Origin of the sequence: Porticoccus sp., from assembly GCA_023261185.1 — a bacterium.
Taxonomy (GTDB): Bacteria; Pseudomonadota; Gammaproteobacteria; order Pseudomonadales; family Porticoccaceae; genus Porticoccus; species Porticoccus litoralis.
In genome coordinates, this window is sequence record JALRJN010000072.1 from 1 (window position 1) to 15091 (window position 15091).

Genomic DNA, 15091 nt, shown 5'->3' on the forward strand with positions numbered 1-15091 from the left:
ATACTGGTAAGCACCGGTGCCAGAGTTTACGTACAGCGTACCGTAGGTACCATCAACTGAAGTGTCGTAACCGGCCAGACTGTTATCGGCGCTACCACCCTGAACACCGTAGGTCAGGGTCTCAACATCCACATCAGACGCAACCAACGCGCCAGTCAGACCGGAGCTAGTAAGGTCGCCACTCAAGCGCACCTCAGACACACTACCATCATCGACTTCAGCCAATATTGGCTGATCATCAGTACCGATAATCGTTATGGTCAGATCGGCGGTTTGCTTATCGTTATAGGTATCCCATACGGTGTACTCAAAGGATTCGCTGAGAGATTCGCCCTCGCTCAAGCCCTGCACCAACGGGTTATCATTATTCAGTTCATAGGTGTAGCTACCGTCGGCTTTGAGGGTCAACGTGCCATAGTTCCCAGTAATTGGATTGCCGATATTAGCGGCATCACCATTAACTGCATCAATGACCAGAACATCTCCATCAGCATCTGTATCTGCAACATCACCAGGAGAAGCCGCAGTGATTAGGTTGCCAGAAGTGGTGGTTTGCACATCCTCCTGCACTGAATTCTCATCGTCATTGGCAACTGGCGTTGTGTCATCATCGTAGATAGTGACAGTGGCCGTGTTGGAAGACGGATTCACAGTGGCATTAGTCGCGGACAGAATCATAATGTCGAAGGTTTCATTACCTTCGTCCAGATGATCTTCAACGATAGTGACTGTGACTGGGAAGCTGGTTTCTCCAGCGGGAATGATGACAGTATTTACCAATGGACCGTCATACCAGTCAGCCGGATTATCCGCTGTACCGGGCTTTAACTCATAGGTAACCGTCACGTCCTGATTGAAAGGCTTGTCCAGTTGCAGGATAAACACAACTTCTTTACCACCTTCACTGGTACCTTCAAGCACACTCGCGGCATTGCCGCTCACAAGAATAGGGTAGTCATCCGTTGGAATGGTTGGCGGCTCGCCACCATCCGGCGGATCCTGAATTTCAATTTCGACTTCAACTGAAACACTTACAGTCGGCACGCCCTCCTGCACGTCGGTATCAGCCGTTGGATCCAGAAGAGGCGGCGGAACATAGTCTGGATCAATACCTGCTGTAGGCGTCACTTCACCACCAATCAGGTTGAAATAGAGGCCCTGGCCAATTTCATCACCTGAGCCACCAGCAGCCCCCGCCTCACCAGCAGCAGTTGCTTCCTGACCTTCGGTGATATCCTGGCCCTCATTAAGCGCCGCCAACAAGGCTTCAAACTCGGGGTTTTGCTCTTCGACACCATCGACCAGCGCCAGCTGCTGAAAGCTGTCCTGGGCAACAACAAAGGTGCCGCCACTATCCAACTGGCGGGTTGTACCATCTGCAAAGGTGATCGTCACGTGACTGCCATCAGTCACCTGTAATACATCACCCTCGCGGATAGCATCACCGGGATTGAGCTCTCGGAGCGTACCGTCAGCAGATACAACGACAACAGCCGCGCCGTCAGTGGAAGCAACAAACCCCATGATTTGCTGCCCATCATTGGACTCGATTGTGTTTCCTTGCTTAATTTGCTCGTTCATTTGCATAACCCTCCCGGCTTATCCCGGTCAAAATTCAGGCGTCACGCCTTATTGACGTTATCTCGATTACAGTTCCACACCCACGGTAAACAGCAGTTCACCCATGGTCTGGAACAACCGATACTCGTTGTAAAGAAGATCCTGCTGGGCAGCCACCAGTGACTGTTTGGCAGAAATCATTTCATTTTCTGTATTCAGCAGATCCAGCAAGGTCCTGCGACCCAGATCAAACTGCTTGATATAGGCTTCCTTGGTCGCGGAAGAATCCTTGACGTAGTCTTCCAGTGCTGGAATCTGATCACGAATTGCTTCGAAGGCTACCCAAGCCAAGCGGGTTTCCTGTTCCACCTGACGGTGAGTGTTGTTACGCACTTCCTTAGCCTTTTCGACCAGATACGCAAACTGCTGCTTACGAGCCTTGTCTGAACCACCACGGTAGAGGTTGTATCGCATTCTCAGCATGACCTTCAGATCATCGACCTGCTCTTCAACACCATCAATGTTGTCATTCAGATCACGCTCCAGCTCCACATGAAAATGAGGAAAGAAAGGGCTCTTGGTCTGTTCGTACTGGTAAGTCACCGATTCAATGTCAGCTGAGGCAGTTTTCAGCAGCGGGTGATTATCCAGCGCTTTGGCAACTGCATCGTCCACTGACATGGGCAGATACTTGCGATAAGTGCCAGGATGAGTCAAAGCGCCCTCACTGGGGTAAGTACCTACCACGCGCTGGAAGTTGGTTTTGGCATCCAGCAGGTTGGCTGTCTGACTGATCACGTTGGTTTTGGCTAAAGCCAAACGACCAGAAATCTGATCGAAATCAGCACGGCTGCCCACACCCGAATCAAAACGCTTTTTCATTTTGTCATAGATGTCTTCATGGGTTGCCAGCGTCTGCTTGGCCAACGCCAGGATATCCTGCTGCTTGATCACTTCCAGGTAAGTTCTGACTACCTGAAGTGCGACATCCTCAGCCACAGATTGCGCACGGAATTCAGAGCTCTTGTGGCGCGCCATCTGGTTTTTATGTTCATTGGGGGTTTGAAAACCGTCAAATACCAGCTGGCTGACATTGAGTTGTGCTTCCCGACGCTCGAGTTCGTTGCGGGTACGATTCGGGTCAGCAAATTCACGAGACGTGGGATCGCGTTCCTGGAAACCGAAACCAGCCAGCAGGTCTACTGTGGGGTAATAGCCGCCCAGTGCTTCACGCACCTGGCGATCTCTGGAGTCGACTTCACGCAACTCGGTGAGAACTTCCGGGTTGGTCTGTATGGTTTGGGCTATCGCCTCACGCAGGTCCAGGGACTCAGCCTGAACATGCAGTGCAGTGGCTGCCATTCCTGCTAGCAGCATTATTGATAACTGGCGCTTAAACATAATTTGTTTTCCTTTCGCACGACGTTGTTTGACACACGCTCCGAAACATTAACTGTTCCCATAGGTTGATTTGTATCACAGAACCTGCGGGATACAGTTACCGCTCAGAGGCGACTTATTACCGTTTATAGCTTTTGGCTTAAAAAGTGTGACGCAGCCTACATTTTTAACTATAGTAGAATCACCTGTTAGGTACATTACCTCTCTCGAAATGCCAACTCTTTTGTTTTCAAAATAGGCTTCAACAGGTAATCGAGAATGGTCTTTTTACCAGTAAGAATATCCACCTGAACCGTCATTCCAGGGATAATTGGCAGAGGGTACTCAGGCTTGCCCAAGCTGCTGCTTTCTGTCTGCAATCTAACCTGGTAATAACTCACACCCTCTTCATCCACAATAGTGTCCGGGCTGATGTGAACCACCTTGGCTGCCAATCCACCGTGAATGGAAAAATCATAGGCGGTGAACTTGACGGTAGCCGATTGCGTTGGGTGAATGAAGGCAATGTCACGGGGTAATACCCGTGCATCCACCAACAATGAATCATCAAACGGCACAATTTCCACCAAGTCCATACCTGGCTGAATCACCCCTCCGATTGTTTTTACCTTGAGCTGTTTAACCGTTCCTTTCATGGGGGAACGCACCACCGTACGTTTAACCCGATCTTCCAAGGCTTCATTACTCTGCTTGATTCGACCCAATTCCGACATCACATCATTCAGCTCACCCCGAGATTCGCTAGCAAATGTCTGGGCATGACTGATGACATTATTTTGGGCTTCGCTGTAGGCCGTTTCCAATTGTGGAATGGCAATCGCTGCCCGGTCCAGTTCACCCTTAAGGTCGGTCACCTGCCTTTCAAGTCGCAACAGTTCAACCTGAGACACGGCCCCCTCGGCCACCAGCGGACGGGTAAAATTCAGCTCCCGGCGCATCAGATCATAGCTATCCGACAAGCTCTGGCGATTTACCTTGATGGAAGAAAGCTCCTGCTTCTTCTGTGAAGCTTTTTGGTTAAGAATTTCCTGTTGTGACTGATGTTCCTGAAGTCGCGACTCATAAAGTGCACGCTCACTGGCTACCAGAACCAGATCGTAGTTTCCGCCAAGTTTGGCCAATTCCTCATCAAAACTGGTGCCATTCGCCTCTGCTCGCAGCCGCGCCGCCTTAATAGTCAGCTGTTCAGCCTGCAGAGACCGCTCCTTATAGGTAGAGGCAAAGATGGTGTCATCAATCTGTATCAGCGGTTGCCCCCGATCGACCACATCCCCTTCAGCTACGAGCAGCGAAGCAAGAATGCCACCTTCAAGATTTTGAACTACCTGGATATCACTAGACGGAACGATCTTCCCCTCGCCCCGAGTGAACTCATCAATTTTTGCGAGACTGGCCCAGACCAGCATCACCACGATAAAAGCAGCAATCACCCACAACAGCAATTGGGAAACAAGTGGAGACTGCTTAAGAACCGCCTCGGAGGAATAGGACATATATTTGAGGTCAACAGCGGGCGTCTGCTGAAAATGTTTTCGAAATTTGTTGCGCAACGTAGAAAACATTAGCTTTTGCCTCGGATTTTGCCTTCTTTAAGGGCTGCCAAAACCTGATCCTTGGGACCGTCGGCGGCAATAGTGCCGCGATCCACTACCATCAGTCGATCGACCAGTGCCAGCATGCTCATTTTGTGGGTAATCAGGAAAAGTGTGCTGTCAGCAAACTCACTCTTGATCTGCCTACAGAGGCTTTCCTCAGTGCCCTGGTCCATGGCCGAAGTCGGCTCATCCATCAGCAACACCTTGGGTTGCCGTAAGAATGTCCTGGCCATGGAAATGGCGCTGCGCTGTCCACCCGACAGATTCTCACCCCGCTCACCCACCGGCATCTCAAATCCCAGGGGATGGCTATTGATCAACTCCAGGATTCCGGCCTTTCTAGCAGCTTCAACCACCTCGGCATCACTAACGCCCTGGACACCAAAAGTGATGTTTTCTCGAACAGTACCAAAATACAGTTTGGCATCCTGCGCCACATAACCCACATTGGTACGCAGATCTGCCGGGTCCAGCTGTTTGACGTCAAAACCATCAACCAGAACTGCACCTTCATTCACGTCATAGAGGCGGATCATCAACTTCGCCAGCGTGGATTTACCAGAACCGATCCGGCCAATAACCCCCACTTTCTCTCCCGCTTTGATGGTGAAGTCCACATTTTCAATAGCTGGTCGTGGCTGGTCTGGATAACTAAATGTCACCTGCTTAAGCCGAATATTGCCCTCCAGTACGGGACGATGCAGATAACGTTTGTCAGCCTCACGCTCTACCGGCAACGCCATTACTTCATTGAGCGATTTCAATGTGCCTTCAGCATGGTCATAACTAACCAACAAACTGGCAATCTGGCTCAAGGGCGCGAGAGCCCGACCGTTGAGAATGACAGAGGCGATCAGGCCGCCCAGCGTCAGGTTTTGGTCTGCAATCAGGTAAACACCCACCACCACGATGGCCACCATAGCCACCTGCTGGAGAAACTGAACACTTTGTAAAGCGGTGTTTGAAATCAGGCGCGACTGCAATCCCCACTGGGAGACGTAACCCACCGACTGCTCCCAGCTTCTCTGCACCTGGCCTTCTGCGCCAAGAGTCTTGATGGTTTCGATTCCCACCAGGCTTTCAATTAGAGTGGCATTTTTCTTGGCGCTGCCGCGCATCACATTTTCAATGGTGGGCCGCAGTTTTTTCTGGGCACGCAACCCCAGATAAATGGCCAGCGGGAAGATGACTATCGGCACCGCTACCAGCCAACCACCCAGGTAGAAAATAAAAATCATAAAAATAATGACAAAGGGCAGATCAATCAGGGTCAGGATGGTTGAGGAGGTCACAAAATTGCGCAACATGTCAAAATCATGAATTCTCGAGGCAAAGGCGCCAGCCGAGCTCGGACGCACGGACATCTGTAAACTCAGCACTTTTTCAAACAGCTGTGCCGACAACACTACATCGGTTCTTTTTGCAGCCAGCTCTACCAGGTAGGCTCGCAACAGTTTTAATGCCAGGTCAAAGACATAAACAATCAACACGCCTATGGCCAGCGCCCACAGGGTTTCAACCGCATTGTTTGGCACCACACGGTCATAGACATTCATCACAAACAGGGGTTGTGCCAAAACAAACAGGTTAATCAAAAAAGAGGCCAGTAATACATCACGATAGATTTTTGATGAGCTTCGCAATACATCCCAGAACCAGTGGGCTCCTTTTTCCTGATGAATTTTTGGTGTGCGCGAATCAAATTGTTGCATGGGGCGAAGGTAAAACACCTTGCCACTGTAGATGGTTTGCAGCTCCTTCAGGTCAGCCTGTGTCTGTTCCTGGGTGACGGGGTTAGTCAGAAAAGCCAGATTCAGGGAGGCATCAAGACCACTCAGCACCAGTGCCTTGCCATCGGTGGTCAACAATATGGCTGGCAGAACCTCCAGGGGGATGTCCTCCAGTGATCTTTCCAGCATCAATGAAGCCAACCCTGCCCTGTTGGCTGCGCGATTGAAGATTTTGGGAGTTAAACGGCCATTTTCCAATGGCAGTCCTGAGGACACAGCAGGAGCTGATGTCGGCCGACCTTCCAGAGTGGCTGCCAATAACAAACAGTCCATTAACTCATAGGATTCGAGCTCAGAACTCGACGACAGGCCTTCGTTGGCTACCTCGGACATATTCATACAGTCAATCCATCAGCGAATTTAACACCAGAACGGACGCAGCAATCCTATCATGCACATGGTGACACTCCCAATATCACGACCCCATATACACAAGTTTGTCGATATAATGTCTGTTTTTCAGGATCGAACCCTTAAAATCGGCTATGCCAGAGCATCAACACGCCAATATGACCCCGGTTAACCGGCTTTTTTCCGTTGCTCCGATGATGGAATACACAGATCGGTTCTGCCGATATTTTCATCGTTTATTGAGTAAACAGACACTGCTTTACACTGAGATGGTTACCAGCAGTGCGCTGATCCATGGCGACCAGCAACGTCACCTGGAATTCGCCGATATCGAACATCCAATAGCACTACAACTCGGTGGTAGTAACCCCACTGAACTTGAAGCAGCGACCCGTATTGCCGCCACTTACCATTACGACGAAATCAACCTTAATTGCGGTTGCCCCAGTGATCGGGTGCAATCCGGAATGTTTGGTGCGGTATTGATGAAAAATGCCGACCATGTGGTCAACTGCTTCAATGCCATGCAGGGTGCGACAGGGATCCCAATAACTATCAAACACCGCATTGGTGTTGACGATATGGATAGCTACGACTTTCTCTGTGATTTTGTCGGCAAACTAGCGGATGCCGGTTGTAAAACCTTTATCGTTCATGCCCGCAAGGCCTGGCTAAAAGGGCTTAGTCCGAAGCAAAACCGGGAAGTCCCTCCTCTGGACTACGAAGCCGTGTATCGACTGAAGCAGGATTTTCCTGACAGTGAAATTATTCTGAATGGTGGGGTAACAAGCATTGATCAATCACTGCAACACCTGCACCATGTTGACGGCGTGATGATGGGGCGAGAGGCCTACCACAATCCTTATATCCTCTCGCAGGTAGATACACGTCTATTTAATAATGAGACGTCACCACCGAGCAGAGAAGTCGTTCTCGAACAGTTCTCCAAGTTCGTGGAGCAGGAACTGTCCCGAGGGATCCGGCTGGGGCAAATGACCCGCCATATTCTTGGGCTTTACCAGGGCGTTCCCGGCGCGAGACGTTTTCGTCGTTATATCAGCGAACATGCCCACCAGCCCCGGGCGGGAACCGATGTGCTACTGCAGGCTCTAAAGGCACTTAATGAAGTCAGAGTATGAATATGCCCAGCAAACTGGATCAATTACGTGAAATGACCGTCGTCGTTGCCGATACCGGCGATATTGAAGCCATTCGCCAGTATCAACCCATTGACGCGACCACCAACCCCTCGTTGCTATTGAAAGCCGCATCCCTGCCCCACTATCAATCCCTGATTACAGCCAGTATTTCCAAGTCAAAATCAAAAGGCAGTGACTGGCTGCCAGACTGCATGGATGAGTTGTCTGTCGCCATTGGCCGGGAAATTCTCGAGGTTGTTCCGGGGCGGGTTTCCACGGAAATTGATGCGCGCCTGTCTTTTGATACCCAGGCCACAATCAGCCGCGGGCTGTCACTGGTGGAAAAATACCAATCTGCGGGCATCGAGAGTGACCGTATTCTGCTAAAAATTGCTTCCACCTGGGAGGGAATTCGTGCCGCGGAACAGCTGGAAAAAAGTGGTGTGCAATGCAACCTGACGCTGTTGTTCGGCTTTGATCAGGCAGCGGCAGCAGCTGATGCCGGAGCCTTCCTGATATCACCTTTTGTTGGCCGCATACTGGATTGGCACAAGGCCAATGGTGGCAAACAGGAATATGAAGCCCATGAGGACCCCGGCGTTCTCTCCGTCAAAACCATTTACAACTTTTACAAGCAGGGTAATTACAACACCATTGTTATGGGCGCGAGTTTTCGCAACCCCGGAGAAATCGAGGCCCTTTCGGGTTGCGACCGCCTGACCATTAGCCCGCAGTTGCTTGCCGAACTAAGCGCCGACCACGGTGAGCTACCTCGTCAACTGGGCCCGCAGCAAACCGGAGACACCATCGACTATCAACTGGAGGGGGAATCAGCATTTCGCTTCAGGATGAATGACAATGCCATGGCCACGGAAAAACTGGCTGAAGGTATCCGCAATTTTGTGGCCGATCAGGTAAAACTGGAAAAAATGCTCTGGGAGATGGGCCGTTGATCGACCAAATCCAGAAGTTCTTTTCCTCCAAACTTAATCCCGCAAATGAGGAAACAGATCAGGAGAAGATGAGACTGGCAGCGGCTGCGCTGATGGTCGAAGTCATGGTCATCGATCGGGACCTAAATACAGCAGAGCTGACAGAAATCAAGCACATGCTGGCGAAACGGTTTCAGCTTGCTTCGGTAGAAATCGAGCAACTGGTCGAGTTGGCCCGCAAGGAGGTCGACTCGGCCACCTCACTGTTTCAATTCACACGATTAATCAATGATCACTTTGATGCCGAAGCCAAAACCCATTTGATTGAAAATCTTTGGCGGGTCGCCTTTGCGGACCAGGTGCTGGATAAACATGAGGAAGCACTTATCCGGCGCATTGCGGAACTGCTATATGTGTCTCACATGGATTTTATTCAGGCTAAACAGCGCGCTATGGGCCGTTAAGCAAAGCGCATATCCCGTGTCAGCAATCCTGCTCAAGGGAATGGATAAGGTCGACAAATTCTTTCTGGTTGCGATCATTTAAAAGGGACAAAAGCCTGTGCGCTTCAAGGACCTGCTCCCGAATCTCTTCGACGCCGGACTCGATACTGCTCAGCTCCTCGTACCCGTCATCATCCTCGTGAGGGCCCTGGATAATATTGAAAATTTCATCCAACCCCATGACCGTCAAAATCTGGTAAATGCTTTCGTCGTTGCAAAACACCGTGGGCTTGATGCCGTAATGTTCTTCGCAATACAGGGCCAGCTTTGCCAACAAGCCCAAAGTAGTGCTGTCCACCGCATCGGTGTCCATCATATCGGTCACGACTTCACTGACATGGCCATCCTTAAAAATCGCCTCAATATAATTATTCAGCGATGTGCACAGGGTGACACGGACATCACCAACCAGCTTGATCAGATAAGCATCTTCGTGGTGTGAAACCAGAATTTTTCCAGGTTGCACTAAAAACCTCTGCGAATTGTCAGTACGGTGACATCATCCGGGACATCGCCTACCTCATTAATACCTAAACCTTCACAAATACTTTCCATAGATGTGTCAGAGTGGGCCACTGTATCTGCCAGGTACTGCTCTTTTTCCCGATACGATTTAGCCGGAAGAAATTCAAGCACACCATCAGACACAATAACCATAGCAAACTTCTCGGGTAGCATGATTTCCTGCACTTCCCAGGTAGCATTCTCGAAAATACCCACCGGCTTACCCTTACCCGGTAATGTTCGCACATCGCCTTCACTGAAAAATACCGGCGTTGGCATGTGTGCGGCCACGGAGTAACGCAAAATATTCTGTTCCATATCAATGGACGCTGAAAACAGTGTCAGGTGCTTGTCCAAGCCCAGCGCCATAATCTGCCGGTTGATATGCTCGATAAAACCAAGAGGGGCCTTAGCCATGGCCTCATGGTCGTTGAGCGAAATGTGGCGACGAAGGATACGATTTAGTATGAATTTGAGCAATACCGTGAGAAATGCGGAAGAAGCGCCATGACCCGATACATCGGCCACATACAATACCATGTAGCGATCAAACACCACGTTGTAGCCAACAAAATCACCGCTCAAAAACAGGGATGGCACAATACGGTGGGCAATCTCATAGTCACCGTGTCGTAGTGGTGTGACGGGAAGCAAACTATGCTGAACTTGGCGACCCGCCATCTGGTCAATTTCCAGAATTCGTAGACTTTCTTCCAGCTCCCGATTTGCTTTCTCCAGCTGCTCGCGGTATTGCCGGTTCTGTACCAATAGGCTCTTACATCCGGAGGCACGTTTAACAGCCTCACGAAAACGATCACCGGTAAAGGGCCTGATGACGACATCGGAGACATTTTGATGGAAGAGTTCGACTACTTGTCTCGGATCAATTTCGGGCAGGACCATTATGTAGGCGACATCCAGATCCAACGATGCCAGGGCAAGCAATTGATCCTGCAGATCAGAAAATGGGAGGTTAATCACGACCACAGCAGGGTGATCGACCTGAATAGCATTTACGGCAGCCGTGGTGTCATCGAAGCAGGATACCTGCCATGGCGTGCCGACCAACAGGTCTTGCAGCTCATGGCAGTCATCTTGATTGTCGGCAACAATATACAGTTTGCCGTTTATTTCCATAGCTTAACCAGGGCCGACGTCGTGCGAGAATACAGCTCTTCGTCGCTGATAAAAGTTCAATCCGCCTGATAGGCCAACGGATCAGCAAGCAGCCTAGAACTCCTCGTAGTCGCCCCCGAAGTCATCCTCTACCAAACGGTCATTAAGGAGGAACTTCCGGCGCTGGAGATAGGCATCACGAATAAAGGTATAACGGTCACCGCGGATAAACTTCTCAGCTTCAAGGAGGTCCGCGCGGGTGGACAGCAGTTCCACACCATAAATAGTGTTACGGGTGGGCACATGGTCCACTTCGTTAATCGGATTGACGAGGCGATCCACAATTCTTGAGGGCGCATCGCGCATGGTGCTGGGGCCAAAGAATGGAATCACCACATAGGGGCCAGAATTAACACCATAAAAACCCAATGTCTGACCGAAGTCTTCACCATCATTTTTTGGCAGGCCCATGTTATCGGCTACATCAAAAAAACCGACCAAGCCAATGGTGGTGTTGATCACCAAACGACCTGTATCGTTGCCAGCCTGTTTGAACTTGCCCTGCAGAAGATCGTTAAGAATATTTACCACTTCTCCCACATTGGAGAACATACGGCTAATACCGCGTTCAACCGGGTCCGGGGTAATCGCTTTATAACCCTTTGCCACAGGTTTGAAGGCATAGGTGTCAACTGTATCGTTGAACACAAACACCTTGCGGTTAAAACCTTCCCAGGGATCTTCCGGATCTTTGGCATCCGTGGCGGCCATTACCTGACCTGACAACATAATTCCAGCAAGCAGCAGCATGAATTTTTTCATTGGGTGTTCCCCTTAACATTATTCTCGTAGCAGAAAATCCGCTGATTCTACACGTTCAGATAATACAGGTATACCGTCTAACTGCTCTTACAGCCCCTAAATATGGCCTTTCATTCTCAATAACCCTCATTAACAGTGTGGTTTTAAATGACAATTTTGTCATAAAAATGACACACATCTATCAGAGAATCCTCGCATGGTTTGAATGGGACGCTCCATTGAGCCTGGAATGACCAGTCATAGGTCAGACACTTACTCACAACGCCCTATTAAGGATTGGAGTTGACAACATGAAACGTACTGCAATTTGCTTAGCTGTTAGCGCACTCACTGCCAGCCCGCTGGTGATGGCTGCAACACCCACCGCTGCTGAGATTGATCAAGCCAGCGTACAAGATTTAAAAAAATACGTTCTGGCACTGTCCCAACGTATTGAAGACATGGAAGCGAAAACTGACAAGGTTGTGGCCAGCGCCAAGCCTGCCAAGACCTGGGCTGACAGCATTCAATGGTCCGGTGATGTTCGTTACCGCTACGAAAATATCGACAACGACGCCAAAACTGATGAGCGCAACCGTAACCGCATTCGCGCCCGCATCGGCCTGACTGCACAAATCACCGATGACGTGAAAGCCGGCGTAGCACTGGCCAGCGGCAGCGACGATCCAGTTTCCTCCAACCAGACTCTGGGTGGCGGCGCCAGCTCCAAAGGCATCAACCTGGACCAGGGTTGGGTTGACTGGAAATTTGCTCCCAATACTCACCTGATTGCAGGTAAAACCAAAAACCTGTACTACGCCCCCGCAAAAAGCGGCCTGGTATGGGACGGCGACCTGCGCCCTGAAGGTGTTAACGTTAAATACGATAACGGCACTATTTGGGCTGTTGCTTCCTACCACTTCCTGAACAGTGATGACGGCAGCAGTGGTACTGGCGATATTGAAGAAATGTTCGGCGGCCAGGTTGGTTATAACGGCAATATCAACGACAACACTTCCTTTATCGTTGGTGCCGGCTACTACTACATCCCGGTTGAAGGCAGCGCCTCCTTTGTAGATGGTGATTTCTTCGGCAACTCTGAAATTGCTGGTATGCATGCACTGGATTACAAAGTGGCTGAAGTGTTTGCGGAAGTGAACACCAAAGTCGCTGGCGTCCCCGCTACCTTCTTTGCTGACTTTGTTCAGAACACTGAAAGCGATGCCGATGAAGACACCGGCTATGCTATTGGCTTCAAACTGGGTAAAGCCAAGGGTCGCGGCGATGTCGAGTTTGGCTACATGTATGAAGACCTGGAAGCTGACGCTGTTTACGCAGCCTTCACCGATTCTGACTTCGGTGGCGGCGGTACCGATGTGAAAGGTCACAAGTTGAGTGCAGCCATCGGCCTCAGCAAAAACACCAAACTGGGTATCACCTACTTTAACAACGAATACGGTGATTACACTCTGAGCGATGAAGTGGATTACGATCGCGTACAGATCGACCTGGCAACCAAGTTCAAATAAGCAAACGCTGATTGATTTGGTAAAAACGGCCCTTCGGGGCCGTTTTTTTATACTTGGAAAACCGCCATCACTCCGCCAGCACAATATCCAGTGACAGTAACTGCTCAAGCACTTCTCTACCAAAGCCCATCAATGATTCAGGGTCTGATTGACCTAAAAGGCCTGCAAGCTCACGCAACACCGAGGCTCCCGATTGAGGGCTCTCCTCAAGTAATTGCAGCAACTGCATGGTCACCCGGTTGGTTTGCAGAAACCCAACCTCCTCTTGCCGATTGCGGTAAACCACCAAAAAAGCCGGCTCTTCGCCAGGTTCTTCCGGCTGATACTGCGGCCCGATAAGGTGTACCGGATATTGATAGGAGAGCCGCCAAGCCAAAGGGGAAACCTGCAATGGGTCTGACAGCACATCAACGCCCTCTTTCCGACCTGCCTCGATGCCACCCTCTGCCACATCCAGAGCCAGCTCTACCCACTCGTAATGGGCAAGCTCCAGCATAAAGCCGGGATCACAATCCACAGGCTGATGCCCCTCCTGCAGATACATGAGGAATTCCTGTGAGATTTCCAGAAAGTACGGGGAATGACTTTGGTGACTAGCAATAAATTGCCTGATCATGGCGTGCCAATCGCTATCAGCATAGAGACTACGCAGAATCGGGAACCCACTACTGATAAAGTCTTCAATATTGTTGTAAACCAGCTCCCGGTAGATTTTCAGGCGCCGGTCTTCAATGTCCGCGGGGGCGGGATTGGTATTGGGGTCCCGCAAATGGGCGGCAAATCGGTACTGGGTTTTCTGAAAGTCGGGGGCGCTGAGATCAGACATTGGTCAACTCCACCAAAGGCTGTGGGACGGCGACCGATTGAAGGTGCTGGATATGCTCGACTTCCAGCATCAGCTGTTCCACAGGAGGCAGGTTAAAATCCCTCTCCAGCAATGTTGGCATCACGCCAAACAATTCATAGCTTTTTTCAAGCAATGCCCAGACTGGATCAATGACATCAGCACCGTGGGTATCCACCCGCAGATCGTCCGCTTCTTTATAGTGCCCCGCCACGTGAACATAGGAAACACGATGACCAGGCAACTGCCGCAGGAACTCCTCCGGGTCGTAGCGATGATTGATACTGTTGACATAAATATTGTTCACGTCGAGCAACAAATCACAGTCGGCCTCTTCCAGCAAAGCATTCAGAAAATCAATTTCACGCATCTCCTGCAGGGGCGCTGCATAGTAGGAAACATTTTCCATGGCAATACGCTGACCAAGGAAATCCTGAACCTGACGAATTCGATCCGCCAAATAATGAACAGCTTCTTCCGTAAACGGAATTGGCATCAGATCGTAAAGATGGCCATCATCACTGCAATAGCTAAGGTGCTCGGTATAGGCACGTATCTGGTGTTCTGCCAGAAAGGCTTTGATATTGCCCAGCAATTCCATGTCCAGAGGCGCTGGAGAACCGATGGACAGTGACAAGCCATGGCAGACAACGGGAAAGCGCTCGGTGTAATGACGGAACTGACGTCCCAGCCGGCCACCGACATGAATCCAGTTTTCCGGGGCGACTTCCATGAAACTGACCTGATCAGTTGTCACGGAAGAAAGCGGGCCCAACAGAGCCCGCCTTAAACCCAAACCCGCCCCATGGACGGGATAATGACTTGTGGTCATGACAGATAAATACGCTGTAAATTAACCTTTACCACCGCACTTGCCTTCACCACATTTACCTTCTTTTTCAGACTTTTTCTCTTCGCCACACTTGCCTTCGCCACACTTGCCTTCGCCTTCCTTGTCGCCGGCTTCACCGCAAGACCCTTCGCCGCAAGCGCCTTCACCCTTCTTGTCATGGCCCTCGCCGCACT

At 50.4% G+C, this 15091-nt stretch carries 14 protein-coding genes; 4 read left to right on the forward strand and 10 right to left on the reverse strand.

Annotation, left to right across the window (positions count from 1 at the left end):
* The 4 genes from ACYZYZ_RS06585 to ACYZYZ_RS06600 form a co-directional block, all read right to left on the reverse strand.
* The coding region (locus ACYZYZ_RS06585) for a retention module-containing protein (RefSeq protein ID WP_461483689.1) at window positions 1–1581 on the reverse strand (1581 nt) is incomplete at its 3' end.
* A 66-nt stretch (window positions 1582–1647) separates the two neighbouring features.
* Window positions 1648–2961: a TolC family outer membrane protein gene (locus ACYZYZ_RS06590; protein WP_305170780.1), complete on the reverse strand. Its 1314-nt coding sequence runs from the start codon at window positions 2959–2961 to the stop codon at window positions 1648–1650.
* Window positions 2962–3158: 197 nt separating this feature from the next.
* On the reverse strand, window positions 3159–4523 hold the full coding sequence (locus ACYZYZ_RS06595; RefSeq protein ID WP_461483690.1) for an HlyD family type I secretion periplasmic adaptor subunit: 1365 nt from the start codon (window positions 4521–4523) through the stop codon (window positions 3159–3161).
* A complete protein-coding gene (locus ACYZYZ_RS06600; protein ID WP_461483691.1) occupies window positions 4523–6685 on the reverse strand; it encodes a type I secretion system permease/ATPase in 2163 nt (720 codons plus the stop codon). Before ACYZYZ_RS06600 ends, ACYZYZ_RS06595 begins: the two co-directional genes overlap by 1 nt.
* A gap of 170 nt (window positions 6686–6855) precedes the next feature.
* On the opposite strand from ACYZYZ_RS06600, the gene dusA reads away from it, so the two are divergent.
* The 3 genes from dusA to ACYZYZ_RS06615 are packed head-to-tail and all read left to right on the forward strand — an operon-like array spanning window position 6856 to window position 9232.
* Window positions 6856–7836: a tRNA dihydrouridine(20/20a) synthase DusA gene (dusA, locus tag ACYZYZ_RS06605; protein WP_461483692.1), complete on the forward strand. Its 981-nt coding sequence runs from the start codon at window positions 6856–6858 to the stop codon at window positions 7834–7836.
* A 2-nt stretch (window positions 7837–7838) separates the two neighbouring features.
* A complete protein-coding gene (gene tal / locus ACYZYZ_RS06610) occupies window positions 7839–8789 on the forward strand; it encodes a transaldolase (protein ID WP_461483698.1) in 951 nt (316 codons plus the stop codon).
* Entirely contained in the window at window positions 8786–9232 is a 447-nt protein-coding gene (locus ACYZYZ_RS06615; protein ID WP_461483693.1) for a tellurite resistance TerB family protein, read from the forward strand. Before tal ends, ACYZYZ_RS06615 begins: the two co-directional genes overlap by 4 nt.
* A 19-nt stretch (window positions 9233–9251) precedes the next feature.
* On the opposite strand, the gene ACYZYZ_RS06620 is transcribed toward ACYZYZ_RS06615, so the two are convergent.
* The 3 genes from ACYZYZ_RS06620 to ACYZYZ_RS06630 all read right to left on the reverse strand — a co-directional run bounded on the left by ACYZYZ_RS06620 (window position 9252) and on the right by ACYZYZ_RS06630 (window position 11713).
* On the reverse strand, window positions 9252–9737 hold the full coding sequence (locus ACYZYZ_RS06620; RefSeq protein WP_461483694.1) for an STAS domain-containing protein: 486 nt from the start codon (window positions 9735–9737) through the stop codon (window positions 9252–9254).
* Window positions 9737–10912: a PP2C family protein-serine/threonine phosphatase gene (locus tag ACYZYZ_RS06625; protein WP_461483695.1), complete on the reverse strand. Its 1176-nt coding sequence runs from the start codon at window positions 10910–10912 to the stop codon at window positions 9737–9739. The genes ACYZYZ_RS06620 and ACYZYZ_RS06625 overlap by 1 nt, the downstream gene beginning before the upstream one ends.
* Before the next feature lie 93 nt (window positions 10913–11005).
* Window positions 11006–11713, reverse strand: coding sequence for an MlaA family lipoprotein (locus ACYZYZ_RS06630; RefSeq protein WP_305170787.1), 708 nt, complete (start codon window positions 11711–11713; stop codon window positions 11006–11008).
* A gap of 290 nt (window positions 11714–12003) precedes the next feature.
* Between ACYZYZ_RS06630 and ACYZYZ_RS06635 the strand changes: the two genes are divergently transcribed.
* A complete protein-coding gene (locus ACYZYZ_RS06635) occupies window positions 12004–13221 on the forward strand; it encodes a putative porin (protein ID WP_461483696.1) in 1218 nt (405 codons plus the stop codon).
* A gap of 67 nt (window positions 13222–13288) precedes the next feature.
* Here ACYZYZ_RS06635 and ACYZYZ_RS06640 read toward each other — a convergent pair whose 3' ends face one another.
* The 3 genes from ACYZYZ_RS06640 to ACYZYZ_RS06650 all read right to left on the reverse strand — a co-directional run.
* Window positions 13289–14047, reverse strand: coding sequence for an HvfC family RiPP maturation protein (locus ACYZYZ_RS06640; RefSeq protein ID WP_305170789.1), 759 nt, complete (start codon window positions 14045–14047; stop codon window positions 13289–13291).
* Entirely contained in the window at window positions 14040–14897 is an 858-nt protein-coding gene (locus ACYZYZ_RS06645) for an HvfB family MNIO-type RiPP peptide maturase (protein ID WP_461483697.1), read from the reverse strand. Before ACYZYZ_RS06645 ends, ACYZYZ_RS06640 begins: the two co-directional genes overlap by 8 nt.
* A gap of 21 nt (window positions 14898–14918) precedes the next feature.
* The coding region (locus ACYZYZ_RS06650; RefSeq protein WP_461483699.1) for an HvfA family oxazolone/thioamide-modified RiPP metallophore at window positions 14919–15091 on the reverse strand (173 nt) is incomplete at its 5' end.

Excerpts from the sequence above, each read along its gene's own strand:
- tal (WP_461483698.1), top strand. The coding sequence starts at position 7,839 with ATGCCCAGCAAACTGGATCAATTACGTGAAATGACCGTCGTCGTTGCC.
- ACYZYZ_RS06640 (WP_305170789.1), bottom strand. The coding sequence starts at position 14,047 with ATGTCTGATCTCAGCGCCCCCGACTTTCAGAAAACCCAGTACCGATTT.
- ACYZYZ_RS06645 (WP_461483697.1), bottom strand. The coding sequence starts at position 14,897 with ATGACCACAAGTCATTATCCCGTCCATGGGGCGGGTTTGGGTTTAAGG.
- ACYZYZ_RS06595 (WP_461483690.1), bottom strand. The coding sequence starts at position 4,523 with ATGTTTTCTACGTTGCGCAACAAATTTCGAAAACATTTTCAGCAGACG.
- ACYZYZ_RS06590 (WP_305170780.1), bottom strand. The coding sequence starts at position 2,961 with ATGTTTAAGCGCCAGTTATCAATAATGCTGCTAGCAGGAATGGCAGCC.
- ACYZYZ_RS06625 (WP_461483695.1), bottom strand. The coding sequence starts at position 10,912 with ATGGAAATAAACGGCAAACTGTATATTGTTGCCGACAATCAAGATGAC.
- ACYZYZ_RS06600 (WP_461483691.1), bottom strand. The coding sequence starts at position 6,685 with ATGAATATGTCCGAGGTAGCCAACGAAGGCCTGTCGTCGAGTTCTGAG.
- ACYZYZ_RS06630 (WP_305170787.1), bottom strand. The coding sequence starts at position 11,713 with ATGAAAAAATTCATGCTGCTGCTTGCTGGAATTATGTTGTCAGGTCAG.
- dusA (WP_461483692.1), top strand. The coding sequence starts at position 6,856 with ATGACCCCGGTTAACCGGCTTTTTTCCGTTGCTCCGATGATGGAATAC.
- ACYZYZ_RS06635 (WP_461483696.1), top strand. The coding sequence starts at position 12,004 with ATGAAACGTACTGCAATTTGCTTAGCTGTTAGCGCACTCACTGCCAGC.